Annotated in this window: 24 protein-coding genes and 2 pseudogenes; 4 read left to right on the plus strand and 22 right to left on the minus strand. The window is 48.6% G+C overall.

The genetic code is table 11. The features are described from left to right. Positions 1-104 precede the first annotated feature (104 nt). The 6 genes and pseudogenes from NBA72_RS11975 to NBA72_RS12000 all read right to left on the minus strand — a co-directional run. Positions 105-332: pseudogene (locus NBA72_RS11975) on the minus strand (aryl-sulfate sulfotransferase); the annotation flags it as partial. Further along, positions 254-511, minus strand: coding sequence for a hypothetical protein (locus NBA72_RS11980; RefSeq protein ID WP_042947697.1), 258 nt, complete (start codon positions 509-511; stop codon positions 254-256). The gene NBA72_RS11980 and the pseudogene NBA72_RS11975, both read right to left, overlap by 79 nt. Before the next feature lie 118 nt (positions 512-629). Then, positions 630-1883, minus strand: a complete 1254-nt coding sequence (locus NBA72_RS11985) for an IS1/IS1595 family N-terminal zinc-binding domain-containing protein (protein WP_000457885.1) — start codon at positions 1881-1883, stop codon at positions 630-632. 17 nt (positions 1884-1900) lie between these two features. After that, on the minus strand, positions 1901-3097 hold the full coding sequence (locus NBA72_RS11990) for an anaerobic sulfatase maturase (protein WP_001189145.1): 1197 nt from the start codon (positions 3095-3097) through the stop codon (positions 1901-1903). Positions 3098-3200: 103 nt separating this feature from the next. Beyond that, positions 3201-4694, minus strand: a complete 1494-nt coding sequence (locus tag NBA72_RS11995) for a sulfatase family protein (RefSeq protein ID WP_000754366.1) — start codon at positions 4692-4694, stop codon at positions 3201-3203. Between the two features lie 20 nt (positions 4695-4714). Beyond that, positions 4715-5479, minus strand: coding sequence for an outer membrane protein OmpK (locus tag NBA72_RS12000; RefSeq protein ID WP_000052612.1), 765 nt, complete (start codon positions 5477-5479; stop codon positions 4715-4717). A 440-nt stretch (positions 5480-5919) separates the two neighbouring features. On the opposite strand from NBA72_RS12000, the pseudogene NBA72_RS12005 reads away from it, so the two are divergent. Next, positions 5920-6317: pseudogene (locus tag NBA72_RS12005) on the plus strand (5'-nucleotidase C-terminal domain-containing protein); the annotation flags it as partial. Between the two features lie 137 nt (positions 6318-6454). Here NBA72_RS12005 and NBA72_RS12010 read toward each other — a convergent pair. After that, positions 6455-6646, minus strand: coding sequence for a hypothetical protein (locus NBA72_RS12010; protein WP_012218477.1), 192 nt, complete (start codon positions 6644-6646; stop codon positions 6455-6457). 739 nt (positions 6647-7385) lie between these two features. On the opposite strand from NBA72_RS12010, the gene NBA72_RS12015 reads away from it, so the two are divergent. Beyond that, positions 7386-7835, plus strand: coding sequence for a winged helix-turn-helix domain-containing protein (locus NBA72_RS12015; RefSeq protein WP_001248822.1), 450 nt, complete (start codon positions 7386-7388; stop codon positions 7833-7835). A 99-nt stretch (positions 7836-7934) separates the two neighbouring features. Here the strand turns inward: NBA72_RS12015 and NBA72_RS12020 are convergent, their stop codons facing one another. The 12 genes from NBA72_RS12020 to NBA72_RS12075 all read right to left on the minus strand — a co-directional run bounded on the left by NBA72_RS12020 (position 7935) and on the right by NBA72_RS12075 (position 22515). After that, the gene (locus NBA72_RS12020) at positions 7935-8222 is read right to left on the minus strand and encodes a hypothetical protein (RefSeq protein ID WP_000839832.1); all 288 of its coding nucleotides are present in this window, start codon (positions 8220-8222) and stop codon (positions 7935-7937) included. Positions 8223-8260: 38 nt separating this feature from the next. Then, positions 8261-9106 (minus strand): DsbA family protein, encoded by an 846-nt coding sequence (locus tag NBA72_RS12025; protein ID WP_000291393.1) that lies wholly within the window; start codon positions 9104-9106, stop codon positions 8261-8263. A 64-nt stretch (positions 9107-9170) separates the two neighbouring features. Then, complete coding sequence (gene bcfG / locus NBA72_RS12030) at positions 9171-9902, minus strand: fimbrial chaperone BcfG (RefSeq protein WP_077917525.1); 732 nt, start codon at positions 9900-9902, stop codon at positions 9171-9173. Then, complete coding sequence (locus NBA72_RS12035) at positions 9868-10386, minus strand: fimbrial protein BcfF (protein ID WP_001243232.1); 519 nt, start codon at positions 10384-10386, stop codon at positions 9868-9870. The genes bcfG and NBA72_RS12035 overlap by 35 nt, the downstream gene beginning before the upstream one ends. 15 nt (positions 10387-10401) lie before the next feature. Beyond that, the gene (locus NBA72_RS12040; protein ID WP_001082036.1) at positions 10402-10947 is read right to left on the minus strand and encodes a fimbrial protein BcfE; all 546 of its coding nucleotides are present in this window, start codon (positions 10945-10947) and stop codon (positions 10402-10404) included. Beyond that, positions 10948-11955 (minus strand): fimbrial protein BcfD, encoded by a 1008-nt coding sequence (locus tag NBA72_RS12045; protein WP_000701238.1) that lies wholly within the window; start codon positions 11953-11955, stop codon positions 10948-10950. Next, positions 11956-14577 (minus strand): fimbrial usher BcfC, encoded by a 2622-nt coding sequence (bcfC, locus tag NBA72_RS12050; protein WP_042947712.1) that lies wholly within the window; start codon positions 14575-14577, stop codon positions 11956-11958. A gap of 4 nt (positions 14578-14581) precedes the next feature. Next, positions 14582-15268: a fimbrial biogenesis chaperone BcfB gene (gene bcfB / locus NBA72_RS12055; RefSeq protein WP_000739906.1), complete on the minus strand. Its 687-nt coding sequence runs from the start codon at positions 15266-15268 to the stop codon at positions 14582-14584. Positions 15269-15368: 100 nt separating this feature from the next. Beyond that, entirely contained in the window at positions 15369-15911 is a 543-nt protein-coding gene (locus tag NBA72_RS12060) for a fimbrial protein BcfA (protein ID WP_000743357.1), read from the minus strand. A 429-nt stretch (positions 15912-16340) separates the two neighbouring features. After that, the gene (locus NBA72_RS12065; RefSeq protein ID WP_000980522.1) at positions 16341-17036 is read right to left on the minus strand and encodes a winged helix-turn-helix transcriptional regulator; all 696 of its coding nucleotides are present in this window, start codon (positions 17034-17036) and stop codon (positions 16341-16343) included. A 290-nt stretch (positions 17037-17326) separates the two neighbouring features. Continuing rightward, positions 17327-20323 (minus strand): hypothetical protein, encoded by a 2997-nt coding sequence (locus tag NBA72_RS12070; protein ID WP_042947715.1) that lies wholly within the window; start codon positions 20321-20323, stop codon positions 17327-17329. 92 nt (positions 20324-20415) lie between these two features. After that, the gene (locus NBA72_RS12075; RefSeq protein ID WP_042947717.1) at positions 20416-22515 is read right to left on the minus strand and encodes a glycosyl hydrolase family 18 protein; all 2100 of its coding nucleotides are present in this window, start codon (positions 22513-22515) and stop codon (positions 20416-20418) included. 380 nt (positions 22516-22895) lie between these two features. On the opposite strand from NBA72_RS12075, the gene NBA72_RS12080 reads away from it, so the two are divergent. Together NBA72_RS12080 and NBA72_RS12085 are read left to right on the plus strand one after the other, a co-directional pair. Then, positions 22896-23339: a winged helix-turn-helix domain-containing protein gene (locus tag NBA72_RS12080; protein ID WP_000860681.1), complete on the plus strand. Its 444-nt coding sequence runs from the start codon at positions 22896-22898 to the stop codon at positions 23337-23339. Positions 23340-23355: 16 nt separating this feature from the next. Continuing rightward, a complete protein-coding gene (locus NBA72_RS12085; protein WP_001068132.1) occupies positions 23356-23889 on the plus strand; it encodes a glycoside hydrolase family 108 protein in 534 nt (177 codons plus the stop codon). Positions 23890-23949: 60 nt separating this feature from the next. On the opposite strand, the gene NBA72_RS12090 is transcribed toward NBA72_RS12085, so the two are convergent. The 3 genes from NBA72_RS12090 to dnaJ all read right to left on the minus strand — a co-directional run bounded on the left by NBA72_RS12090 (position 23950) and on the right by dnaJ (position 26788). Further along, positions 23950-24294, minus strand: coding sequence for a phage holin family protein (locus tag NBA72_RS12090; protein WP_000026889.1), 345 nt, complete (start codon positions 24292-24294; stop codon positions 23950-23952). A 126-nt stretch (positions 24295-24420) separates the two neighbouring features. After that, on the minus strand, positions 24421-25368 hold the full coding sequence (locus NBA72_RS12095) for a LysR family transcriptional regulator (RefSeq protein WP_042947722.1): 948 nt from the start codon (positions 25366-25368) through the stop codon (positions 24421-24423). 280 nt (positions 25369-25648) lie between these two features. Continuing rightward, the gene (gene dnaJ / locus NBA72_RS12100) at positions 25649-26788 is read right to left on the minus strand and encodes a molecular chaperone DnaJ (RefSeq protein WP_001119009.1); all 1140 of its coding nucleotides are present in this window, start codon (positions 26786-26788) and stop codon (positions 25649-25651) included. Positions 26789-26820: the final 32 nt, after the last annotated feature.

Genomic DNA, 26820 nt, shown 5'->3' on the forward strand with positions numbered 1-26820 from the left:
ATCGTTAAAATTAGATTATATATGATGAATAGCTCGTTTTTTACGAAATGAAGTCCGACTTACGCCGGACTTTTTTAGTGCAGTCAGTCATTGATGATAGACCGCTACGCGTACAGATCCATTTTATACACCCGGAAACTGGTAATATCGTAGCGATAGCCTTCCCCGTTCGTTTCCGCGTTTTTGTAGTAACCTGATGTCATGGTCGCTTCAAAAAGCACGGTTTTCTCCGTAGGCGCAATCTCCTGTAAAATTAGCAGCCCCATCGCCTCGCTGCCCGCCTGCGGATCGATAATATCGCTCTCGCCAGGCTGGCAAGAGATGGCGCGGCCATAAGCGGATTAAGAATAATCAGCGCATTTTGTACTGTATTACTTTCTGTAATCTGGCTGAGGCTGTGCTCATAAATCGCCGTATGGTTGAGCACCATCGCATTTTGCTTATCAATCCTCTGATTGACGGCAAGACACGGGCCAAGAAGCGTATTCTTTTGATGTTTGAACGGCCCCATGATCTCTCCAGTATATCGTTGTCGTTCCTTGCTGGAACAACGAAATAGATACGCTGGAGAGGGTTGGGCTGATAATCAAAAGCCATCGATTCAGCTCTATCACACGGCATGCGATGCGTTATCCGACCTTACGGGATTGATTATATTCATACTTCAGATAATCCAGCGTTGCCGTCACATTTGCCGGTGACAGACGATTAAGCTGCGCCAAAAAAGGATGCGCATACAGATAATTAATGAACGCCGTCGCGCCTTGTAACGTAGCATAACGTTGCTGGGTAATTTTTTTATTACCGGTGAGATTACACACCGCCATAGCATAATCGCGGGTAGAAAAAGTACGCCAGACATTGTTACGGATACCGCCGCTTAAAAACAGGCGTGGCGGAATATCTTTTTGCAGCGGCGTCGTACCGCGTTCTTTGACAAATGAAATATGGCAACGGCCCTGATGGACATGCGGCATATTCGCCATCATGCATCCCCCCAGAATAAAGCATTCATGATCGAGGTAATGCTGAACGTTTAAGGAGCGTTCGTCCGTCAGCATCCGTACCAGTTCAAAATGGCGGTAGGCAGGCAACACCGGCTTTACGATCATTCCGGAGTCATTCTTATATAACGAGGCCGGACCGTAATCGATATCAAATAAAGTTTCGCGGCGCGCTGTAATCGCTTCCTTACGTTGCACCATATGCGCCAGCGTTCCCGGAGGTAGCCGTTCTTCATAATACGACTGATACTGCCAGGCTTTATCCAGCGGCTGTGCTGAATAATTTGACGAAATCGCCACCACCCTTCCGCTTTGTTCTTCTGCCGTCACCAGAACATACAGGCTGCTGTCTCCACCGTTATAGTTCACCCGGAAAGCGCGGGTGCTGAGTGCGATATCGAAGGCCGGAAACTGCTGGCATCGCTCGGCAAGGTTTGCATTACGGGATAGTTTAAACAGCGCCCGGTTAAGGCCTGTGCTGTCTAATTTCAGCTGTGAGCGGATCCCGGCAAGCGACGTCCCTTCCTCAATTAGGGTTGCCAGCTCGTCCTGTCGGCAATCGCTTTTTGCCTTTTCGGGGACGATGAACGTTTTCCGACACTGACTACACGCCATGCGGTGTTCGCCCTGAGTCGAGAAGCCGTATTTCTTTAATGAGGTGCTGCCGCAGGCAGGACACTGTTTGACCAGGCCTTTCCATCCCCGGTTTACCGTGTGGCGAAAAAGATTTAACGCCCCAGCGGAAATAACAGGAAACAGGAAACCACATTCCCGACAAAGAACATCTTTTCCCTGGCGGACATAATCCGGACTGTTCAACACGCCCAGATTTTTACATCCCGGCGTTTTACAGCAGTCCACATTAATATTGGCAAACATGCGTTCCTCCTTGAGCATTACTTAAAAAAAACAGACCGGATCTCCGCCGGTGACAGGTTATTTACGTAAAGGGTTTTCATCGCTTTCATCATTGGCGCGGTATGAGAGAAAAAGCACTGATAGCCGGCACAAAGATAGTTTTGCTTCATCGGTCCGCAAGCCGAAGGCAAAAAGCGGTGTTTAGGGCAACCGCCATAACAGGCGAATTGCCACGGGCAGGTATGGCATTCCTGCGCCATCGTGCGGCTTTTATCGAGACCAAACTGCTGGTTTTGCGCGCTATTATTCATCTGACGCAGCGGCGTGTCGTTAATATTGCCGAGCTTATATTGCGGGTAAACGAAATGATCGCAGTTATACACATCGCCATTCATTTCCATTGCAAAAGCGCTACCGCAAACGGGCGCAAAAACGCAAACCTGAGGGGGGAGTCCACACCATGCCGCCAGCGTTTGTTCAAAGAGTTGAATGCCGATATCACCAATATCTTCGCGGATCCAGATATCAAAAATGGCATTCAGGAACTTTCCAAACTGTAATCCGTCCACTGACCAGGGGGTTACTGCGGTTTGCTCGTCCTGCGGATGCGCCAGCATTCCGTCTTTATTTGCCGCTCTTTCCACTAGCGGAATAAACTGCATATAGCGGCTGCCGATAGATTTCAGATACGCATAAACCCGCTGCGGGTGCAGCATATTGCTCTGACTCACCACCGTGAGAGTATTAAATTCAACGCCATGACTCGCCAGGCATTTTATCGCCTGTTCAACTTTATGATGGGTAGGTTGCCCTGCGCGAGTTACTCGCCATTCGTCGTGCAGCGCCGCATCGCCATCAATCGAAATACCAACCAGAAAGTCATGCGCCCTGAAGAATCTCGCCCATTCATCATCAATCAGAATGCCATTGGTCTGAAAAGTATTAACGATGGCTTTTCCATTAGCATAACGTTGCTGGAGCGCTACAGCCTGGCGGTAAAATGGCAGCCCCATCAGCGTCGGTTCCCCACCCTGCCACGCAAAAATCACTTCATCCACGTCCTGCGCCGCAATATGCTGTTGCACAAACAACGCCAGCGTTTCTTCCGTCATCTTGTAATGGTTTTTTCTATCGGGATAGAGCATTTCCTTTTCCAGATAGAAGCAATATTTACAATCAAGATTACACACCGACCCGGTCGGTTTGATCATTACCTGACAGCTTTTCCGTTGCATATTTTCCGTATCCCTAAAATAAAAGAACCTGACTCAGCACGAGGGCGCTGAATCAGGCGGGCAGAGCCCTAAGTGGCATACTTAATTTTTTATAATTATCCTTTTAGCCCCAGGTCACCGGCGTTGGTTTGTCGCCACGGGCTTTCATTAACGAGTCGTTATCGATGTCCTGTTTCATTTTCAGGAACTTGCCATACAGCTGTTTTTCAATTTCAGGCTGTTTGCCAATTTGGTTCAGCGTTTCGAACCGATCTTTTTTCAGGTTATAGAGGTATTTAGGTTTATTTTCACGATCGATGATCATTTTCCAGTCACCGTCGCGGATCGCCCATTCATCGGTCGGATCATCCTGGAACGGCATATCAATACCGAAGATCAGCGGCTTATTACGTTTTAACGTTTTCTGCTCCAACAGCGGAACCAGCGATTGCCCGTCGTATGTACGATCAGTAGGCAGTTTGAAATCCATCATGTTCGCCAGCGTCGGCATCCAGTCCAGACCATACACAGGCGTATCGGTAACGACGCCCTGTGGAATGTGTTTACCGTATTTGATAATTGCCGGAACGCGAATACCGCCTTCCCACAGGTTATCTTTACGTCCGCGCAGACCGTCAGTCTCGCCTGCGAGGTTCAGCTCGTAGACTTTACGCGCTTCACGCGTCACCGGGCCGTTATCACTGGTGAAGATGACAATGGTATTATCTTCTTCCCCCATCGCTTTAATTTTATCCAGTACTTTACCGACTTGCGCATCCATATAGCTGATATTGGCGTAATATTCACCGGTACCGCGCCACGGTTTATCCGCCCAGTCGCCGTAGAACAGATCGGGATGCTGCTTCTGGTATTCGCTCATGTATTGTGAATACATATCGAGGTATTTTTTCGGCGAGGCCAGTGGGCTGTGAACTTCCGTAAAGGCAACGTATAAGAAGAACGGTTTGTCGTCTTTCTTGTTATCTAGCCAGTTCACCACTTCAGAACTGACAAATTCGCCGCTGATGCTATCGGCACGATCAATATGTTTGCCGTTACGCATCCAGCCGGTTGGGTGGACGACGCCGTAACGCGGGCGCTCTTTGGCATTATCCAGCGTAGCATCGGTCACAAAGCCAGCCGGGTTCACCAGCGAGTAATCAAAACCTAACTCTTTCGGCTGCGGCTGATCGGTACGATCGCCCCCGGCGTTGAGATGCAGTTTACCCATCATCGCGGTATCGTAACCCTGCTGTTTCAGCAGATTGGCTATGGTCAATTCGTTACGTCCAATAGAAACATTAGTACCTTCAGGGATCCAGGAGCGTACACCGGTGCGGAAGGGCATACGGCCTGTTAACATCCCGGCGCGGGAAGGAGAACACAAAGGAGCCGGCGCATAGTATTCAGTGAATTTGACCCCTTCTTTCGCCAGGCGGTCAATATTCGGGGTTTTCACTATCTGGTGACCGTAAGTCGCCAAATCACCATAGCCAAGATCATCTGCCACAATAAAAACTAAGTTCGGGCGTTTTTCGGCAGCCGCGTGCACGACAGATAACGTACTTGTCGCACAAAGCGCCAGTCCAATCATGCTGGCAATGACTGTTTTTTTCATTTCAACTCCTTTGATTTTATTTAAAATGAATATCCGACCATATAAATCATCTGGTCTCCATATCCGTCATAACCTAGTTTGTTCGCGAAATAACGATATGTCACAGTAGCTTTCCAGCGGGGATAAAATTTCCATGCCAGTGTTAATCCACCATTTAATCCATTTCGACCGAATTGCTGCTCCGTATAAGCGTCATTTCTATCTAGTTCGATTTCATTCCAGTCAGATAAAACAAAATCTTCACCAAATAAATTAAAATTATAGGCTGCAGTCCAGCCAATAACATAGCCATTCCAGCCGCTTGTCTGCCCATATTTCTGCGAGACATAATCACCAGATTGATTATGCAGACCAATATAGGGTTTGAAGAACCCCCAACTCCCGCTCCAACCTAAATACCCCGCTCCATAAAACATATCGAGGTCATCGCCCCATGAGTTATCCCATTGACCATATATCTTACCGAAGAAAGTATAATCTGAATCAAAGAGTCGTACATGAGTCATGGCAGAAACAGTATGATTTCTTCCAGCAACAGCGTGATTTAACACGTTGCTTTCAATAAATGAATAGAATTCTGCCTCTTTGAAATTGACACCAAAGTCAGCAGTTACTTTCCACACCTCCCCACGATGTACATTGACGAATCCACTATTCCAGTCAGCATAACCGGCATTAATTGATCCAAATGAATTCTTATATTCCAGTGCATGTACAGAATGGCTAAAAACAGTAGATATTGTAAGTAAGAGACTAAATAATACTGTTCGCTTTATCAGAGACATTGAATATATTTCCCATAGTTATATTTTATTCATCAATGAATATGTTTTACTCCGGTGTCGAAGTTTAACCAAATCTAGTTATAGAATAGTGATATAAATCTCACATCACGCAGGATAAAAGTATTTAAAAATAATGTGTCGAGAAATGTTTTTTTATAAAAAATAACTCAATGTTTATTATTAAATCAGCACTTCATCTTTTTAGGTCATACCGCAGATTTAGTGTTGTACTAAGCTTTACCTTTTGGATAACTGATAGCAAAGATTGATGTGATTTGCCCCGCTGTTCCGTAACGCAGGGGGTGATCCGAAACGGTCATTTCCCCCTCAGGAGTGCAACTCTATCGCTGTAAGCAATACCTGAAAACCTGCCAGCACAGCCATCACAACAACGGTGCCCTCCATCACACCATTATTGATATGACGATGATTACCTGCTCGGCGATGTTCTGAGTATGTATCCTTTTACTAACGACGTAATGAACGTGGAAATTAGCGGTAAAGATCTGAAGGCGATGATGTCTCAGGCAGCCGATCCGAAGAACGGCATGCTGCATGTGTCGAAAACGGCCAAATTCAAACACTACAACACAAAACCGCTGGGACAGCGTATTGTCGAATTTGATATCAAAGGTAAACAGGTCGCAGACAAGATATTCAGTACCGTCGCGCTGACTCCTTTATCGGTAAAGGCCGTGGCGGATTTGACTTCACGAAAGGTAAAAATGTCAAAGACATTAAAGGGCTGTAAACCTCGCAGGCAATTGCTGATTATATGGAACATATCAATAACATCGTTCCGGATCACACCATGCGTGTTGACGACATCAGTAAATAAAACAACTCTCATGCGGTCGTTACCCGGTGGCGGCAGATTGATATTATCTTCGCGGAAACGGTAATTACCGTTGTCAAAAACCAGAAACTCCACGATACCCGGTTCGCTGCTTTCAACTCAGACACCAGGATAAAGGCTTAACGGCGCGGTGCCATAAGGATTAAGGTAATAACGGCATGTGTATATGTATTGTCATCACGAATTTGGTCGAGGAGCTGTTGGTATATGGCGTTATGGTTTTGCACCATCGCGTTATCGGTATCAATTTTCTGATTCATCGGCGCTCTTGGTGCAGGCATGGCGAGTGAGGACTGTTGGTTTACGTACATAATGCTCTCCAGACTATACGTTATGAGACTTCTGCAATGCAGAGGCAATTTCTCTGCCCGTCCAACGTAATATTCCGAAGATGTTCAGCATAGTTATCATGTATAACGCAATAACAAAAAAAATCATAAAAATATTTTATATCGCCATCAGCTCATAAAATTTCATCCTGAGAAAGCAAGCCATCATCGAATATTTATTTAGTTCTTTTTATCTATATCCTATAGCATCCATAAGACCGACCAACAGGCCGAAATAAACGTTATACCAGGTAACATAAATTACCATTCAAGCACATAAAAAATGCTTAACCTAAAATCATAGCAACACTTAATAAAATTAAAAACAAACAGCAGAAAAATATTATTTTTATGTCCTTTTTTGTAACTAACCGCATTTTCAAATTAATGAATCACAACAGACAATTCTCATCAACTGAATAAAAAATAATGATATACATATTATGTATCGCTCAAAAACATGGTTTGATAATCCTTAAACGACGCGTTATATGTATACCTCATTAAATATTGATAAAACAGAATCAACATGCTTATAGAAAGAACACAAAAACAATAACATTTATTTCACTTAAACAATTTAGCCAATTTAATGACAGTTGATTTTTCAGGCCTGTCGCCCCAACCTATCCTTGCTCATAGCATAGCGGACACGTTGCAACGATGCTGACTATACGGAACAAGTGGGATGTCATGGCCTGAAAGCACAAATGGAGTAATCATGAGACAGCATAAAATAAATAATGAGTTTATTTACAATGAATCATTAAGGGAAATCACGTCCTTGCGCAGCAATGCAGCGTTCAAAATGACATTTATGCGGGCCTGGTGCCTGAGCTATTTAATAGAAAACGCACATCAGGAATTGATTATCCGTGAAGGTGTCGCGTACGCAGTTTGGGGAGAGCGAAGTCAATTTGTTAGCGATGCTAATTTGACGCAACTTCTTTATCTGCTGCGACGAGATTTACAACAAATCGGGCTTTTCGAACTGTTCGTTACGCTCCCCAGGCAGGGGATAAAAATTGATGAAAGATTTATCATTGACGCTGCTGACATACCGCCACAAGCTATTCAATATCATACTCACCGATGTAATAAAATTATATCTATTGGTATTCCCACCCTTTTTTTATTGATGGTACTTTTCTTTTTAGCGCCGTTTATCTGAAGATAAAGTCTGTAGACCGTGTCCCGGGAAGGTGAGAACATTTTTCATAATATCCTCACACGACACTGACGGGACACTACCTGCGGTCTGCTACGCGGTTCAGTCATAGACAATGCGTAGCACTGTTAATTGCTTATCTTCATCCAAATAATCTCGTTTTACCATTGCATGAGGAGATGATATCGGCGTGATAATATTCTCGACAATAATATAACGTTCAACTCCCTCTTTATTATGGCATTGAATTTCTAAGGTTCCCACGTCATTCCAGCAGCCTGCCTCAACAACCGATCCCATAAAATGAATCTGAGCGGTCGGTTTCGCTGTCCCTTCATGAACGATAAAGGAAAGTAAAATCACCGGTATGACGCAACGCATAGACTTCATTTTACTTTCACTCCTGTGCGTTCTCCTCTGAGCGAATATCACCCCTTCGCTTTCTGAATCGCCATTTGCAACATATCCTGAGTCGTGCTTCCCGGGATCACGGTCACCCGTTTTACATCACCGTTTTGCGTCTGAGGCATGACGACAAAAGCAGGCGTGCCGCTAAAGTCCATATGCTGCGCCAGTGCCTGGTTAGTGAGGAGCGCATCATGTACTGCACCGCTGCTTTGCGCTTCTTTTACGGCGGCCAGCTGCGTCGGCGTTAGATAATGTTGCGCCAGGGTGTAGACATCGTGTTCCGTTAACGCGCCTTCCACCTTCCCTGTGGCATAAAGCGCATTATGCCAGTCGAGATATTTCGCCCCGCCCTGTGTAAGCCATACCTGTTCGCCGACTCTTGCCGCCAGTCCGGATACCGGCCAGCGGGAGGAAAAAATAGGAAACTCTTTGAAAATAAACCGAGTATCCGGGTTCGCCTTAATCAGGTTTTCGACCACAGGCGCCATTTTGCTGCACCACGAGCACTGGTAATCAAAGAACATCACCACCGCCGCTTTTGCCTCGTTGGGCCCAACGGAAGGACTGCTGCTACTGAGCAACTCAGCACGATACTGTAATGCCAGTTGAACATACGCCTGTTGTTGCGCAATCTGCTGACGCTGATGCAACGTCTCGCTGGCGGCGACCAAAAATTCCGGATGTTCGGCCAAATACGTTGCCACCACCTCTCCCACTTTATCCGGATGACTGACGATGTAGGCTTCCGCCGTCGGGCCAATTTGCGACGTCGGGGCAGAATCGGCGGCGATTGCCGAGGCGGATACGGCAACGCCTGCCAACGTCAACATCGCCAGTCGGGAAAGTTTTAACGCGTGATAATACATAATAAAAGTCTCGTTCGATAAGATCGGAAAGCCTCCCGCTATCGGGAGACGCCTGAAAAATAGGTTAATGAATACGCGTCAGATCCACGGTTTGCGCTGGCATTACCCGCCCATAGTCATTAATACTTTGCCAGCGCACAGTGCAGCGAACCGTGTGCCGGCACCAGTCCGTTTGACGCGTTGCAAAGGGAGCCACAACCCCGGCGTTGTCCTGGGCGCGCTCGTTAGCGCGTAATAAAAAGAGCGTAACGTAATAGGGTGTCGGATTGCGTGCCGTCGCGCCATCGGGGGTAAGCGACCAGATCAGATGCCGGTAGGCCTGCTGCGGATTGCCGGCGAGTCCCTCAGGGCGATAGAGCAATTTTAAAGCCGAACGAAACGCCATTTGTACACGGTTCGCTTCCGGTTTACCGGAGGGAATAGCGGCGATACTCAAGGTAAACAGACTTTCCCTGTCGGCGGGTAGCGGTCCGCCGGTATAAACCACCCGCATTGAGTTTTCCTGGCGCGCTGAAAGCATAAATAATGGCGGCGTGACCACGAAGGGCGTGATATTCCCTTCGTTTTTGGTTCCAGGCCAGCGGCCACCAGGTAAAATATGCGTATCAATTAACCAGGACGCTTCTGAATGGTTACTTACCGGTACGCTTAATGCCGGGGCGCCCGCATGATAGATAAAGCGAGTACCGCCAATTACCACGCCAGCCTGCGCCCATGATATGGGAAGCAAGCACCAATATATCGCGCAGCGTAAAAAGAACTTATTCATAGGCAAGAATGAAGGTTGCGGAGGCATTGGCGTCCCCGGGCGTTACCGCGCCGCCATCAGCAAGATAACGCGCGTAAAATTGCAGATGCGCCGACGCCTGGCCCGGACTGAGCGTCACCACATCACTCTCCTGCCCCAGTGGGATTAAGGTTTTATTTTGATCATAAAGCGCAATCCCAATGCCTGAAGCGTCGCTTTCCCCTGCGGTAAGCGCCAATAAATCCGTATTACGACTGTCCGCCGCACCGCTAAAACTGACCGTTACGCCGCTGGCAGTGCTGCCGCAGTTCTGTAAATCGATAGCAAAAGGTTGCCATGCGGAACCGTCGCCTGCGCGATAAAACTGCCGTTGAGAAACCGCGCCCATCGCCACGTTAATATTTTCCGAGCCTGGAGAGAGCGAACACGTATTGTCCGTGATGGTTCCGGAGACATAGACCCGGCCATCGTGCGCCTGGACGCCGGATGCCGCCAGCAGCATCCCGATGCCGTACAGGATATCGTTACGCATAATTACGATGGCTCCTCATTCATACTGCATATCGAAATACATGACCGCCGTCGCGTTCCCGGACGTGACCGTCGGCCGGGTCGATTTATAGCGAATATAAAAAGACAGCGTGTTGCGTCCGGCTTTCAACGGATAGACCACCGAGTCGGCATTATTGATACTGATGGTATCCTGATCATCATTCAGAATTTCCACCCCAACCCCGCTTGCTAACATGTTTCCGCTTCCCATCCCGGTATCGGTTATCGCCAGTAGCGCGGGATTGTCCGGATCGGGTTCGCCGGTAAACCAGATCTTCGCCCCGGCAATTCCTCGGGAACAATTTTTGAGGTTGATATTAAAGGGCTTAAATTTTGTCGTTGTTCCTGTCGAAGGAAAATCGCCAACTGCAAACTGCCCTAAATCAATACTTTGACTGAGGCTGGAGATATCTATGTCGCAGGTTTGCGCCACAATAGTGCCGGTAAATTCGAGGTTATAAGCGAGGTCGTCAGCGCTGGCATTGATTTGTGGACACAGGATTAGTCCCATGGCAAAAAGAGCGCAGTGTGATCTGTTCATTTAGTCAAAGTCCACTCGCAGGCTGGCCAGTGCGGTAAACGCCCCTTCCGCAGGCGTTTCGCCTGTTGTACTTACCGGGTAGGCTTGCAATGTGATGTTAGCGCGTCCGGCACTATCGGTGATAAAAGGCGCGACGCTCTGTGCATCATTGGGGATAAGCGCGTTTCCTTCATCGGTTTCGACCACTACGCCGACATCGGCATTATCCGAAGCGATAGCCTGGGGAACGTGGCTATCCGGCGTAGCGATAAGACGCATCGTTAAATTGACCTGCGAATCCAGACCGCTGCACTTTACCGGTACGCTGAATTTTTTCGCTCGTACCCCCTCCGGCTTTTGGCCTGCATGGTTGAAATTGCCGCTGTATAATGCGCCGAAATTCACCAGAATCGTTTGTCCGGCGTTGATTTCGCAGCTTTGCGGTACGGTCACCGTTCCACTATAAAGAATGCTGTACACGACATCTGTCAGCGGATCGCCTGCGGCGGTCATGACATAAACATTGAACATAGTCTTAGGACTAATATTCACCGTGCCGACGAACGGTTTAACAATTTTGAGCTGAAACTCCAGATTTGAGTCACGAACGTAAAACGGTTGACCCGCTTTCACATTTTCATCATATCCCATCAGAACGTTGTTCATTGGCGGATAGATATCGCCCGCCGAAGAATCCTCAATTCGCATTCCGCCTTCAAGGTAGTCCGGGTCCAGCTTTAAATATTTCCAGTTACCGCTCGTTTCTACGACCGGATATGGCGACACATAGGAGCGATAAGTCTGGCTATAGGTCGCCGCGCCGGCGGGACACACCGCCTGTACATTAACTTCCTGGCTTTTTTCCAGTTGAACCGTCTTTCCCACCTGGTTTTGTTCTGCCGTCAGAGTGGTCGTTAAATCGTAATTAATACTGGAAGGTACACCGTTAACGTTTTTACACACGTCTGCGAAGGCGTACTGCGATACGACACTTCCCGCCAGCAGAGCAAATAAAAGAGGTATTTTCATTTAATGACACTCCGCATGTTGTCGACTCAGAATCTGACGGGAGGAAGAGAGATGATAGGACGCGACGCACTGTTGATCCGGCAGGTTCCCCCAGCGAACGTGCAGAACGCCTTGCGCTGACAACCCGGAAAGATAGACTTCCCCGGCCTCGTCAACAATCGCCTCCGCATGACGATCATTCACCGTCACCGTTGCGCCAAAGGGTACAGGCTTACCGTTATGATTCAGCGTTACCAGGGCACGCGCGCCGACCCGCGCTTTAAAGCTGGCCAGAACCAGCGCGCCTTCGGTCGGCACAACGCGAGTCACCGCGTCATCAATATCGACATCATCCGCCATGGCGTTAACGTCCAGCGCCATACGGTTTTGGCGATATGTCGTCGCATACGGCACCACCGCATAGCCACGCGCGTCTGTATGAATACCCGGCTGGTCGACAACGCCGACGTTGGCTGCGCCCGGCGCGGCAATCAAAATATTGGTATTGCCCAACGGCTGGCTTAGCGTCACTCCATGCGCGTGCGCCACCAGGCCGCCGCTCAGGCCATAGTTCACCTGCTGGTAATCACCGTTATCGCTAACGTTATAGCCAATGTTGGCGTTGCCTTTCGCGCCATCGTATTCCAGGCTGGCGGCGCCGCTTTCGCCAATACCGTGATTCTGATAGCCTTGCTGTATGTTGTAACTAAGATTGTTTTCGTCCAGCAGTGTGCCGCTAAGGCCCGCATTCTGCGTAACGTTATGCTGTTTGTCCGTACTGGTGCTAAAGGTAGCGTAAACATTGTGATGGCGCGTGACCTCATCATCGTGTTGCAGCCATTGACTTAGCGGCACCGAGATATTCAGCGCGAAAATTTGATCGCGCTCCGCATCGCCTGCGGATTTGTTATTGTTGTAAGAAACGCTCCATGCAATCCCCGCCAGCGTATCGCTGTATCCCACCTGCAACAAAGAATCCTTTTCATCAGTGTGCCAGTAACTTTGCTGACTGCCGGTAATAAAAAGCGATCCCAACCCGCCTAGCTGTTGATTGATATCGAGTTGTACTTTCCCCCTCCTGGTGTAATAAAGATTGTAGTAATCCGCCCATTCCGGCCTGCTTTTATCGCTGTCAGTCCGACTGTCATCGTCATAGCCGCTCATCCGTTTCCACGTGGTATCATCCAGCGTGTAAAAGCCCGAGGTTGAATAGCGATAGCCCATAAGCTGTAAATTGGTTCCTGACTGTGCAAGCGATTTGGCATACAGGAAACGCAGCGATTGCCCCTGGTAGGTGTTATTATCCGCCAGCGTACTGGTAGCCTGGGTGACATCCAGCGACACCGCGCCCCAGTCGCCCAGATTTGCGCCGCTGCCGATCGCCAGCGCGTGATAATGACTGGAAAGTTGTGTTCCGCCATACAGCGTAAAACCATGCGGTAACCCCCATATCAAGGTCGCCTGACTGAATTTCACCTTCTCTTTTTGACTACTATCGCTGCGATACTCCGCCACCGTCGCCGCATACTTCAACCGCCCTTCTCGTTGTAGAATCGGCACGGCGGAATAGGGCACGTTATAGCGATTAATAGAACCGTCGGACTCTTTGACTTCCACAGTCAAATCGCCGCTGGCGGCGGTAGGATAGAGATCATTAATAGTAAATGCCCCGGGCGGCACATAGCGCTGATTGATGATGTAGCCGTTTTGCCGAATGGTCACTTGCGCGTTGCTTCTGGCAATGCCGTGAATGGTCGGCGCGAAGCCCTTCATGCTGTCTGGCAACATATTGTCGTCAGACGCCAGTTGTAGCCCGCGAAAAGGAAGGCTGTCGAATAATGCGGAGGGGGTATAACTATCGCCTGCCGTCAGTTCTCCCTGCCAAAAGACCACATCACGTTCCAGATAAGTACTGATGTGCTGCCAGTCGCTGTCGCTATTCTGATCGCCGCTATTCGCGTTCCATGTGGAGTAGTCGCGTAACCGCCAGGCCCCCAGATTAAGGCCGCTATTCAATCCAAGAAAATAGCTGTTCTCCGCACTGCCGCCTGGGCTCCGATCCTGACTATTCGCGCCGGTAAAGGTGTAATTCAATAGCAACGCGTTAATACCTTCATCCCAGTATTGCGGTGGGATATAGCCTCTGGCGCTGGCAACCATCGCCGCCTGCGGGATGCTAATGTCGAGACGTTGCTGCGCAAAATCAAAGCGGGTCCGGGCGGCCGGTATCGCACTGGCGAGATCCGGGCAACTTCCCGCCGCCGCCTTCGCCAACAGTGGAAACGCCCCGGTGTTTACCCCCATATTTTTAAGCATTTCAGGCGTCAGGCAGGCGCGTAATCCGCTGTCATCGGTGGGCGCGCTTTTTCCCGTCGTTTTCACCGCCTGGAAGGCAATGTCTCTGGTCGCGAGAAACGTATTGTTCAGGTAAACGTCAACGCGATACATCCCTGCCGCCTGGGCATTACGGGAAAAGGTCGATAGGTCGGCCACCGCAGACGGGTCGTCAGACAGAAATGCCGGGTTGAAATAGTTTTCCGCCCACCCCGGCGCAGGCGCCAGTGCGATAGCCAACGCCAGCGGGGTTAATACGGGTTTAGCTACGCTGGAGTAATATCGCGTCATGAAAAGCTGATTACGCATAACATCATGAAGCTGGACAAACGCGTGCTGGCGTCGTTGCGCCAAAATCGTTTACCGTGCGCAAAGATACCTGGCCGGGCGTCGCCGGGAGAGTGATCGCGCCTTTCGGCGGTACCATAGTATTCGGCAGTTTTTTCCCCGCGCTGTACAGTTCAACCATCGAAACGTAGTACGGCGAAGGGTTAGTAATCGTTAGCTGGCCGCGCTCGTTACGGCAGCGAAGCGTCGACGGGGCATGAGCTGGCGCCTCCGCCAGATTTTTCGGGCGAATAAATAGCTTAATCACGCTTTGCGTCGCAATTTGCAGGGAGTTGCCGGTCAATTTATTTTTATCGACAGAGGGTATCGCTTTACTGTTTAAATAAAATACGCTTTCGCGATCGGTCGGTAATGACGGCCCGACATACATAATACGTAATATATTTTCTTTTTTAGGCTGGATCACAAAGAGAGGCGGCGTAATGATAAAATCCGTCGAGCGTGAACCATCGGCATTGGCGACCCATGACTGAATTAAAAAAACATTGCTGGCAGAAGAATTAATAATCGGCAAGGAGGTTTGCTTACTTCCCTGCGGATAAATCACCCTGGTCGCGCCCAGCGCAATGCCTCCCGCCTGCGCGGCAAACGACAGGCCGGCCGCCGACAGCAGTAGCAATAATCGAAGGAAAATCGGTAAGTTTTTTTTCATCTGCGTAATATCCTGATGCCGTCGGTTTGTTACGCGCAGTGACGCGCGTAACGCCCCTTTCTCGCCTCCCAACAGACGAGAAAAAAATCCCGATAAGGAATCAGGAATAAACCATGCTAAATGTCGCCGTCGCGGTAACATTACCGGCAGTCGCCGTACCGGTAGCGATATAATCCACGCTAAGCGGAATAACGTTTTCGCCATCGTTCAAGGTAACAGTACTGGACGATTCACCGATATTCAGCGCCTGGCCATCTGGTCCATAAAGTTGTAATGCCACATTCGTCGCCGAACCTGCCCCAGCGGTATTCGCCAGCGACCCCGGCTGGTTTGCGTCCTGTTGGCCATTAAAAATCACCGCCGCATTCTGGCTGGTCTGAGTATCGCAGTCTTCCAGTTTAATGGTGAAATCTTCTTTTTGATTCGCCACCATACCGGCCTCGGTTAATTTACTGGCGCGAACCTGGCCTAATGTCACGGTCTGATCGACAGAGTCAGCGGAAACAGAACAGGCGGCGTCAACGACCTGTCCGACAAAATTTACCGTACCGCCAGTGACGGTTGTAGTATCCGCTTGCGCGGTGGACAACATTCCGCCAAAGGCAATTGCAGAGACCATTAATGCTAGTACAGGCTTTTTCATTCAAGCTCCTTTTAAATATAAAAATGAGGGTAATCAGATTTTTTAACGAAACGGCTGCTGATATTTCTTCACAGCAATATCACGACTTTTTCTTATGCGAAAAAAAGTGTCTTCTTGTTCTGATATAAATGTCAGAGGCAATAAAACAGCCACTCAACGTCGTGAGTTAATCTTTACGTTATAATGAGATAACGATGTTATTAATTATTAGCAAGCCAACGGCAAGTTGCAATCATCGACATTTGGTTTTATAGGACCAGACATAACTTCTTGTTTTATATTAACTTTACACCAGTCGTTCGGCCTATCTCCTTTAGCCGTATTGACTTTTTAAAAATAACCTTCATAACAACCTTCAGTAAAACATTCTATTAACGATATCAGGCAAATTCAGTCGAGATATGTAAATATATCGTTGCGGATAGCGCATTAATACGCCACTGGCAGTTTTCCGAGCGCCGTCAGCCGCCCATTATCAATATGGATATACCCGCCTTTTTTTAGTTCAGACAGAATCTTCATGGTCCGACTGCGCGATATCCCGGTACGCCGTTGAATAAAATTCAACACAATAATGCTTTCCCGGTAGGCCTGTGGATAAGCCCATATTTCAGTCAGCAGCGCCCGAACTTTCAGATAAGAATCGACGCCGACTAATTCACGATCGCGCGCGCTCATCACCATCAGACGGTAAGCCAGACAACGGGCCACGTCGTGCCACAAATCGCATTCATCGGCGATTTTTATAAAATCCGGCAGGCGAACAAATCTACCGGTACAAACCGTTTCTGCGAGCAAAAAGTGTTCCGGTCGCGCGGGGACATTATAGGTAGCGCCATAGCTGTCAACCATACCCACGACCGATGGCGCAAACGATGAAGATATATGGAGTCGTTTGTCATTATGACAGAAAGAAACAACGCCTGACTCCAGTAATACAATGTAGTGTTCATCATTTGCCTGTAAATAAAACTCATCGCCGATACCCAGCGTAAACGGTTGGCCAAATGGCAACAAGGCCGAAAATAAGGCATCAATCGCCGCGTGAGGTTTAGCCTGCTGAGAAAAAAGAAAAGAGTGTAATGAATTCTCATTATTATCTTTAGCAAAAGCGTCGTTCATCATTTTTTTTCATTAACGGTTGTCTACTCAATGTAGCGCCACAGTATAACCTCTCAAAAAGTACTTAAATTAATAATAAATAACATCACTATGCAGTATTTCTGTATTCACAACGCACTAATACGCAATATTTTTAAGATTAAGACAATTCTTAATACAAAATGATTACAGAAAATTAATAACGAATTACGCATAAAGAATGAGAGGTCAGGGGGCGCAAGAAAAGAGATTCGAAAGCACGCGCCTTCGAATCTCAAACTAATAGTCCAGATTAATGCAAATAAGCAGTGATATTATCTGAAATAGCGAGGGGCAGCATAATACTCTACCATTTTATCCGCCAGCCAGCCGCCGTCTTCACCGTTAGAATGGATTGTCGTAATACTGATAGTAGAACCACCGCCCCATAAGATCGAAAAGACGTTAAAGTCCGGTAGGTTCAGCGCCTGCATCTGGCCCCAGTCATACCCTTTATCTTTACGTAAAAAGTCGCCGACGGTCGGGACGCCGTAAGTCGCGCTATTTAAGGCCGTATTGAGTAGCTGCAAAGAGAGCGTGTCAGGATCGCTGCCAATACGGGCGTCACCCATAAAAAAGGTTCCGCCGGATGCAAAGTGCGCAGCGCTGATTTTACTGACGCCCTCTTCTACTGTAGGCATATGGCCGCCAGGGATTTGCCACAGCATGGCTGGCGTCAGCAGCGCTTTCGTCACCTGTTTGACCATCGCCAGGTAATTAAGCCAGCATGTCGCATTCCAGCCATAGTGGGCAAGCGCATCAGGACTGAAACAGTCACGCTCAAATTTATCAAACGCAATAAAGTCCGGCGCATATTCTCCGCTATAAACGCCCAGTTCATGAATAAATCCGGCGATCGCCTGCCCTTCAGCTACCGGATCAGCGGTATCGCGCAGCACCCAGTCCGCCGTTCCTGTCGCCCAGACATTCGTCTGCCAGCCAAAAGCCACATCCGGGGCAAACTGACGAACAAGATAGTTCACCGCCTGAATATAGCCGTAAAGATCGTCGCTAAACGTCGGCAACGAAGGCGCGATAAAGCCAGCCATCGCCGGTAATGCTTGTATCGCCGCCGCCAGTTGGGCATTCACCGGCACACTGTTTTTTTGCCGTACTACGGTATAGCCATACGGTCCTTGCTGTAGCGCCCCGAGAAAATCCGGGTTAAGCACAAAGGTGGCCGGGACAGGATGCGTCTCATCTTTGTATGACTGCGCCGCCAGACACTGGGTAATAAAGTTACCAAAATGGTTACGTAGCTTTTGCGCATCCTGTAAATCCGCCAGCGCGCTACCGCCGCTGGCATTCGCGGTATAAATGACCATTACCGGCATGACGCTACGCCCGGCTTCTTTTTCTATCTGGCGCACCAGCGCAACGGTTTTATGGATCGGTAACGTCGCGTAATCCAGAAAACCATCCCCGTTCACGTCAACCTCCGCGGCCGGAACCGGATCGCCGCCGCCGTCAAAACCATCGTATTTAAACAACGCGCTAAACGGTATATCGCGATAAAGAGAAACCGTTTCTGGCGCGTTAACCGTCACGCCGCCATGAGCAAGGTAATCAGGCCAACCTTTTACCTGTAGCGTCACGCCGGGCAGAAACTCCAGCGCCACATGGTTGACCTTTTGCAACAACCGTAGCGGCCCGGCCTGTTCACAACGCCACGGCACACTGTCGATGAAAATGTCGTCCGTCTGAACATCATACAGCCCGGGCGCAAAGCGTAATGCCAACGTCTGCCGATCGCTGCCGCTCTCCAGCATTAATGAGTACTGATATTTACCGCTGCTGAACAGATAACGCTGCGGCGCGACGCCATCGGGCAGGCCCAGTATAGTGGCATCCACCGTCACGAAACTCGCCGTGTCGAGCGCTGACTGTTGGTAAGCGACAGCAACCTCGGCAACCTGCGCCGCAGCAGGGATAAACCCCGTAAGCTGTATGGGGGCCGATATAAAGCGGTTATTAATCATCGCAGGCTGCAGATTGACCGTATAATGATGCCCCGCCAGTAGCCGGGTGATTAACTGCGGTTGGTTGGCGATCAGCGTGACGGTACGCTCATCCGCTTGCGTAGCATCGGCGATTTCAACGGTCAATTTCGCATTACCAAGCGCAGGGGCGTCAATCATCAAACGCGCGCTGGCATAACGGACAATCGGCAGACAGGATACCTGGACCTGCGCGGCGGCATCGCCGGATTGCAGCGTAACGGTAAAAGAGGACTCGACTGGCGCGATTTGCATCTCATCATTCGCCAGTACCGGTACGGTAAGCCGATACGTTCCTGCGCTAAGATCGCTTATTGTCAGAACCTCTCCCCACTCACCGACAAAGCGCCGGGTTTCGCCGGCAGGAAACAGCAGCTCAATTGCCGGTTTGAGCGCCACGGTCTGCGTCATGGCCGGAAAATGAACACAAATTTTTCCCTGACGGGCAGGGTCATGGGCCAACGTCGCGCTCAAATCGCTGATGGCAACTGGCATCTGCGTGGCAGCCAGATAGCACTGTAATTCGGCGGTATCCCCCGCCGCCAGCATCAGCGCGCCGTCATGATTAATGGTGATGGTATTCTTCTCGATGGGCCATCCCCCATCGCTGGCCAGCGTCACGGCCTGATTCCCCAGCATTGTTCCCTGAAACGGACTGTAGGGATCGGGGTGCGCGCTGGCCGTAAAATTCAGTTGAAGCTGATTGAGATCTACCGCCTGAGCGTAGAGGTTGGTCAGCGTAAAGGTGACGCGTTGATACCAACTCGCGGCATTCAACTCGCTAACGTTAAGCGTAAGGCCGCGTTCCTGAAGGTCATTGTCCTTTTCCGGCACATCGGGTTCGGCGGGTTGTTCGTCTGCGGCGGGTATCGCTGGCGTCTCCTGATCGGATGGGGTTTCAGACTCTGCGTCTTCGGATGACGATGACGCCAGCGTCAAGGTGATGGCGGACATTTTTACCGGCACCTGCGTCGCCGCGAGGCTGAAAGAGAGCGTCCCGCGTTCGCCCGGCTGAAGAAGTAATGCATCGCTGTTATTAATGATGATGTTGTTAGTTTCCAGCGTGCCATACGAACTCTCATTCAGCGTAAGCGGCAGGTTCCCTTTGAGCGTACCGCCGCTATTTCCCCATGGATCAATGTGCCCGGAAGCCGTGAATGATATTGCGGCATGGTTCATATCGACCGCATTACCGCTCTCATTGATGAAGGTTAAGGTGATTTTTTGATACCAGCTGTTGACGTCAAATGCGCTGGCATGGATGGAAATGGTCATGGTCTGCTCTTCCTCTGTCCCTGGTGGAGAAAAGCCCCGGTAAACCGGGGCTTGAATCATGAAGCCCAATACATCGTGCTTAATGCCGTGTATTAGTAAGCGCCAAGATCGGTCCATGCACCGCCGACACCGCAGTTCAGGTCAGGCTGGTCGCCCATAGACCACCATTTCACCTGATAGTTATGGCCTTTCCAGCTAACGATTTCGAAAGAACCCCAGTTTGCGCCATAAACGGTAGAAGCATCCCACTGCGCGTAAGGTGACGTTTTGTCATCTGCTGGCGTATCATCCTCAGCCGGCGTGGTATCTTCCTCCTCGTCCGGTACAGGAACGATAATCTCTTCTTCCTCTTCCGGTTCCGGTTGAACCTGAGATAGCGCAGGCACAGCCGTCAGAACAAAGCGCTGCTGAGAGGACGGTTCGTTGTAGCAGTCGCGTACAAACAGGGTGAACTGGAAGGCTGTTTTTTCGCTAACTTCCGGTACCACAACCTCAATGATTTCAGCCGTTTTGTCTGCCACAGTGATTTGAGAAGGCACGCCCCAGCTAAAGGACAGCTCATCGTTATCTTCATCAGAAGAACCTGCGCCAGACAGCTGTACCGTAGATCCGCCTACGACCAGCAGTTCAATCGCTGCTTTCGGCGCGTGGTTGACCTTCTGCGCGTCGTCGCTGTCGCTCTGCTCTTCATCTTTTTCTACATTGATACCTTCAAAGTAGAACGGTTCCATATCGATAACTTCAGATTCGATTTCATAACCCAGACCTTCACGCACGGCGTTAACCAGCACGCCGTTGTCCTGATCGATAGTCCAGGTAAACACGCCGCCCAGGCCCAGTTTCGCTGCATATTCGCCTTTTGCTTTGACAGTACGCGGCGTATCCAGGGATAAAAACAGTTTGGATTCCGGGCTATACAGGTAGTCAGCGTCAGCGATCTGGTCGGTGTAAACGTTGAAACCGTTACGGCCTTTCTGGTTTTCCAGATCCAGGTAGCTATAAATGACGTCATACCATTCGCTGGTGCCGGATTCGAAGGAACCGGTAGTAGGGCCTGAACCTGGGTTGTAAGAACCTTTCAGCGGCGACAGGGATTCAATTTCTACCTGACGAGCGTTACGGGTATAGCCGGCATAACCGATGTTGATACGGTCAGCGGAGAAACCTTCCGCCAGCAGGTGATCAACGATAGTTTCGACAGCCCAGCCGCCCTCTTCCAGCGCTTTGCGGTTGGTGTGGTGGCCCAGCGTTTCCGCCCACGGCGTACCGAAGAAGTCATAGGTCATCAGGTTGATGCCATACAGGCCAGCAGCCATCAGATCTTTTACTTTCGCATAGTCAAAAATAGTAGTGACAGCAGAAGCGGCAATAGAGATCTTCACATTGCTCAGACCCGCGGAATCCAGCTGTTTACGCAGTTCGGCAATCAGCAGCGCGTAGTTAGCGCCATCTTCCGGACCAAACGGGTTGCCCGCCCCTTCATCGTTCGGGTATTCCCAGTCAATATCCACTTCGCTGAACATCGGGAACTGTTTGAACAGTTTCACCACGCCTTTGGCGAAGATTTTACGAGAAGAGTCAGAAGCGGCGGTTTCGTGGAACCCGTTACTCATGCTCCAGCCGCCGATACTCATGGAGAGCGCCAGCGTGTGGCCTGCGGCTTTCGCTTTTGCCTGCATATCACGCAGCGCGCCCAGCATACCTTTGGCGTTAGCCTGGGTCACGGTTTTCGGATCAACATCCCAGCCGCTGGTTTCAAAACCCAGGTTGATATAAGACTGGAAATCACCCCACGGATCGAGGAAGGTCGGTTCATATTTCACTTTGCCGCACTGTGCTGCCGCTTCTGCTACGACGTCGCGGTCTTCTTTATCAATTTTTCTGAAACCGGTGATGCCAACAAAGCCGAAAATCAGTTTGTCATAAGCCGTCGGTGAAACGTTGGTTAAATCATAACCACGGCCTGGTTGGGACATATTGCCTTGCAGACGGCTGTCATACTGTGACCAGTCGGTGTAATAACCGAATACCTTCGGTTTAGTCGTGGAATTTTTATATTTATTGTATACCGGTTTCGCAACACGAGCGGAAGTATAGCTTATTTTATCATCGCTTGTTGCAGGGTCAAAACCATTCGCTGCATGAGTAGTTTCAGTAATTGTATCGCCTTGAATCAGTTTGCTTGTAGCCATTTTCAAATTTCCTTTTACGTTTCAAAATTGTCGCAGCTCGTTCTGCGGGGTCCATAATCGTTACAGGCATAAAAAATAGCTAATCACAAAACATCATCTTTTTAGATGATATAAAAATCATAAAAATGAGGTTAACAACACCGTCTATCGAAGAGAAAACAATACCTTTCAGCGCCCGCTTACTCCGTTCTGGTGAGAGCATAGTAAATCTCATTTATCATGTAATTAAATATCATTTAATTTCAATGAAATAATGTGATTACACTCGCTATAGACAATGACAATACAATAAAACCAGTGACATTTATTGGATTAAGACATTTCTCATACAATATAGTCACCACAGACAACCAGGATGTACATTTCTAAAGGAAGACGTTATGAAAACTTATATCATTAATAGCAACTGCATTTACAATGAAGGTAAATATGAACTGAGGACGGTCTCAAATTCACAGGTTATTAAAATGACTGCGATGAGGGCCAAATGTCTCAGTTTCATCATCGAGAATGCTCATCTGGAGATTATCGAGCGACAAAAAATAACCACTGCGTTATGGGGAAGTCGAAGCCACTATGTTAATGATGCAAATCTAACGCAGATTCTCTATTTAATCAGACGTGACCTTAAAGCGCTTGGTATTAACGATCTTTTTATTACCATTCCAAGACAAGGTCTCAAAGTGAATAGTGATATCGCCATTATCGCGACGGATAGCGAAACAAAGGGAAGAAAAAAACAGATTGTACGGCAAACCATCGCCGCCCTGACGACCGTATTTTCAGTAACGTTAGGTTCTCTCATGTATCTGCATATTCACTAAGCGAAGGAAAGGGAAGATGAATCCAATTATAGATGGAATTATTGCGCTTGAAGGCGGTTACGTATTTAACCCTAAAGATAAAGGCGGCGCCACCCATTGGGGCATTACCGAAGCCACGGCGCGAGCGCATGGCTATGCTGGCGATATGCGGGATCTGACCCACGCTGAAGCCTACGCGATTCTCGAAGAGGATTACTGGATAAAACCAGGCTTTGACGTCATCTCGACGCTATCGTGGCCAGTCTCCTTCGAGCTGTGCGATGCGGCAGTCAACATAGGCGCTTACCACCCCAGCGCGTGGCTGCAACGCTGGTTGAACGTCTTTAATCACGAAGGTAAACGCTACCCGGATATTCATGTGGATGGCAATATTGGCCCGCGGACGCTTGCCGCTCTCGAACATTATTTGGCCTGGCGAGGCCAGGAAGGGGAAGCCGTTTTGGTGAAAGCCCTCAATTGCAGTCAGGGCACGTACTACTTAAACGTTGCTGAAAAAAACCACAATAACGAACAATTTATTTATGGCTGGATCAAGAATAGAGTGACCTAGACCCGGCTGAAAAAAGACGCGTAAAAGGCTCACGGATGAGCCTGATACTGCGAATGATAATTAATCTGAATTATTTCCTTCGATAATTTTTTTAATCCGCCGCCCAAGAATTTTTAAGATCGGACTCGCGAAAACACCGCCTAAGCCTGCCGCCAACAGAACAATGTTGAAACTGCATTCTTTTTCGATTGCAATCGCGCTTAACAAGAAACTGGTGAAGCAGGAAATCACGATCTGCGTTAAGCAATATTTAATACTTTCATGAGAACTATTATATTCTGTCTTATCTTTGCGTAAAAGATAGCTGACAAAGCCTCCCCACGCGCCAATCGAAATAATAGTGAGTAAGATCTCTAGCTCCAATAGCACAACTTCCGTTGTCGACACATGGTTAGGAATAGACATTTTAACACCCCGAAATCATTATAAATGAATAATTAACACAAGGAGTGTAAGCGCCCTGTCAGAAGGGTAAAAATCAAAGCACATCATTTAAAACCATATTAAATCAAAGCGTAAAAATGAGGTGTATTAGCGACGGAAGGAGGAAAGCGTTTGTAACATACTTACCATCTCATTAATCGTCGATATATTTCTACTATTTTTATTCCAGGATGCATAGACCTGAACTGACTTCAAAGCCAGTTCGGGCGGAGGCTGAATAAACTTAATGTCATATTTACGATGATTTTTATAAAAAAGCGCTAATTTCAAAGGCATCAATGCAATCAATGAGGTTCGTTCGATCATGCTCATCAAACCGTTAAGCGAATCACTGCGATAGCCGACAATACGCCTGCCAGTATAGTAAAGCTCATCCTTAAATAAATCGCTATCATGATATATCACTGAAGCCCCCATCCCCGGCTGATATAACGCATGACGCGAAGAATAAAAATGATGTAGCGACAGTTGTGAGAGGGTACTCAGCATGTGTTTACTGCTACAGATACAAACAAATGATTTAAAACTATCAATAATTTGATTCTCTATGCCGGACTCCAGCAAAGGTTCGGCACTAATCAACAGATCGCCTTGCGCAGTAAACAGAAGTTCGCTGATATGCTCCCGACTCATATTTCTGACAGTGAAATGATTTATCAAAATACGGTCAAATATATCGCTGTTATAGAGCTGAGAAAGATAATAGCTTTCAACAATATCACTGCCTAATAACGTTATCTGGAACACTTCATCTTTTTTGCTATTACAGAGAAATGTGTCATCCACCAGTTTCATCACCTGACTGAAATTTTGGTGAATGTCGACAGCCTTAGCTGTGGGGATGAGCCCGCCTTTCCCTCTGCTAAACAGTTCTTCCGGGTAATAACTCTGCAGGCGCTTTAACGCCAGAGAAACGGCAGCCGGTGTAATGCCTAACTTTTTTGCCGCCATAGCCGCATTTCCTGACAAAATAACAGCGTCAAGAATTTTGATCAAATTATAATCAAAGCTCTTGTTGGCACCTTTCGATCCCATTCGCTGTCTGCCTCCGGAAACTAAAAAAAGCAATATAGATAATACTCAAGATAAATCAATTCACAGCATCTAAAAAAGCAATCATTAATGTCATCACATCACGTTTTTTTAAAGAATAAGCGTATACAAAACTGCTGATTAACATCAATTTGTTTATCAGTAAAAACAAAATATCAACAAATGAGAGGATACGATGCGTTTAACAGAAGCCTGGGCGCGTACAGGCAGAAAAAAGCCCGGATATACACCCGGGCTGAAGAAAAATACAACGGGAAAAAGATTAGCGAGTCAAATCGTCAAAGAATTTTTTCACGCCGTCAAAGAAGCTTTTTGAACGCGGGCTGTTTTTCTCTCCCGTCGGGCCGCCAAAACTTTCCTGAAGATCTTTTAGCAATTGCTTCTGTTTTTCGCTCAGACCGACCGGCGTTTCAACCACCACACGGCACAGCAAATCGCCCTGCGCGCCACCGCGTACGGACTTCACGCCTTTGCCGCGCATACGGAACAGCTTGCCCGTTTGTGTTTCGCTCGGTACTTTCAGCATCACGCGACCATCTAACGTCGGCACTTCAATTTCACCGCCCAGCGCCGCCATCGCAAAGTTGATCGGCACTTCGCAATAAAGATTATTGCCTTCACGCTCGAAAATAGGGTGTTGTTTCACCTGGACCTGAACGTACAAGTCGCCTGCCGGTGCGCCATGCTCGCCCGCTTCGCCCTCGCCTGCCAGACGAATACGATCGCCGGTATCCACGCCCGCCGGGATTTTAACGGACAGAGTTTTACTCTTTTCAACACGCCCATGACCGTGACATTTATGGCACGGATCTTTGATCAGCGTACCGCGTCCCTGACAGTGTGGGCAGGTCTGCTGTACAGCAAAGAATCCCTGGCGCATCTGTACCTGACCAGAACCATGACAGGTCGGACAGGTTTGCGGTTGCGTGCCAGCTTTCGCGCCGCTGCCGTGGCAAACGTCGCACTCCTCCAGCGTCGGAATACGGATCTCTTTGGTCACGCCACGCACCGCTTCTTCCAGGGTGAGATCCATGTTATAACGCAAATCAGCCCCACGCGCCGCACGTTGGCGACCACGCCCGCCGCCAAAGATATCGCCAAAAACGTCACCAAAGATATCACTGAAATCAGCGCCGCCATTAAAGCCGCCGCCAAATCCGCCGCCCATACCGCCTTGTTCAAACGCGGCGTGACCATACTGATCGTAGGCTGCGCGTTTTTGCGCATCGGTCAGCACTTCATAGGCTTCTTTAATCTCTTTAAATTTAGCTTCGGCCTCTTTATCACCCTGATTGCGGTCCGGATGATATTTCATGGCCAGGCGCTTATACGCCTTTTTGATTTCACGCTCTTCCGCTGTTTTGGAAACGCCTAAAATCTCGTAATAATCTCTTTTCGCCATCTCTTTTTATCTGCCCTTAACATGCATGCACG

Source organism: Salmonella sp. NW1250 (genome assembly GCF_051812965.1).
Taxonomy (GTDB): Bacteria; Pseudomonadota; Gammaproteobacteria; order Enterobacterales; family Enterobacteriaceae; genus Salmonella; species Salmonella enterica.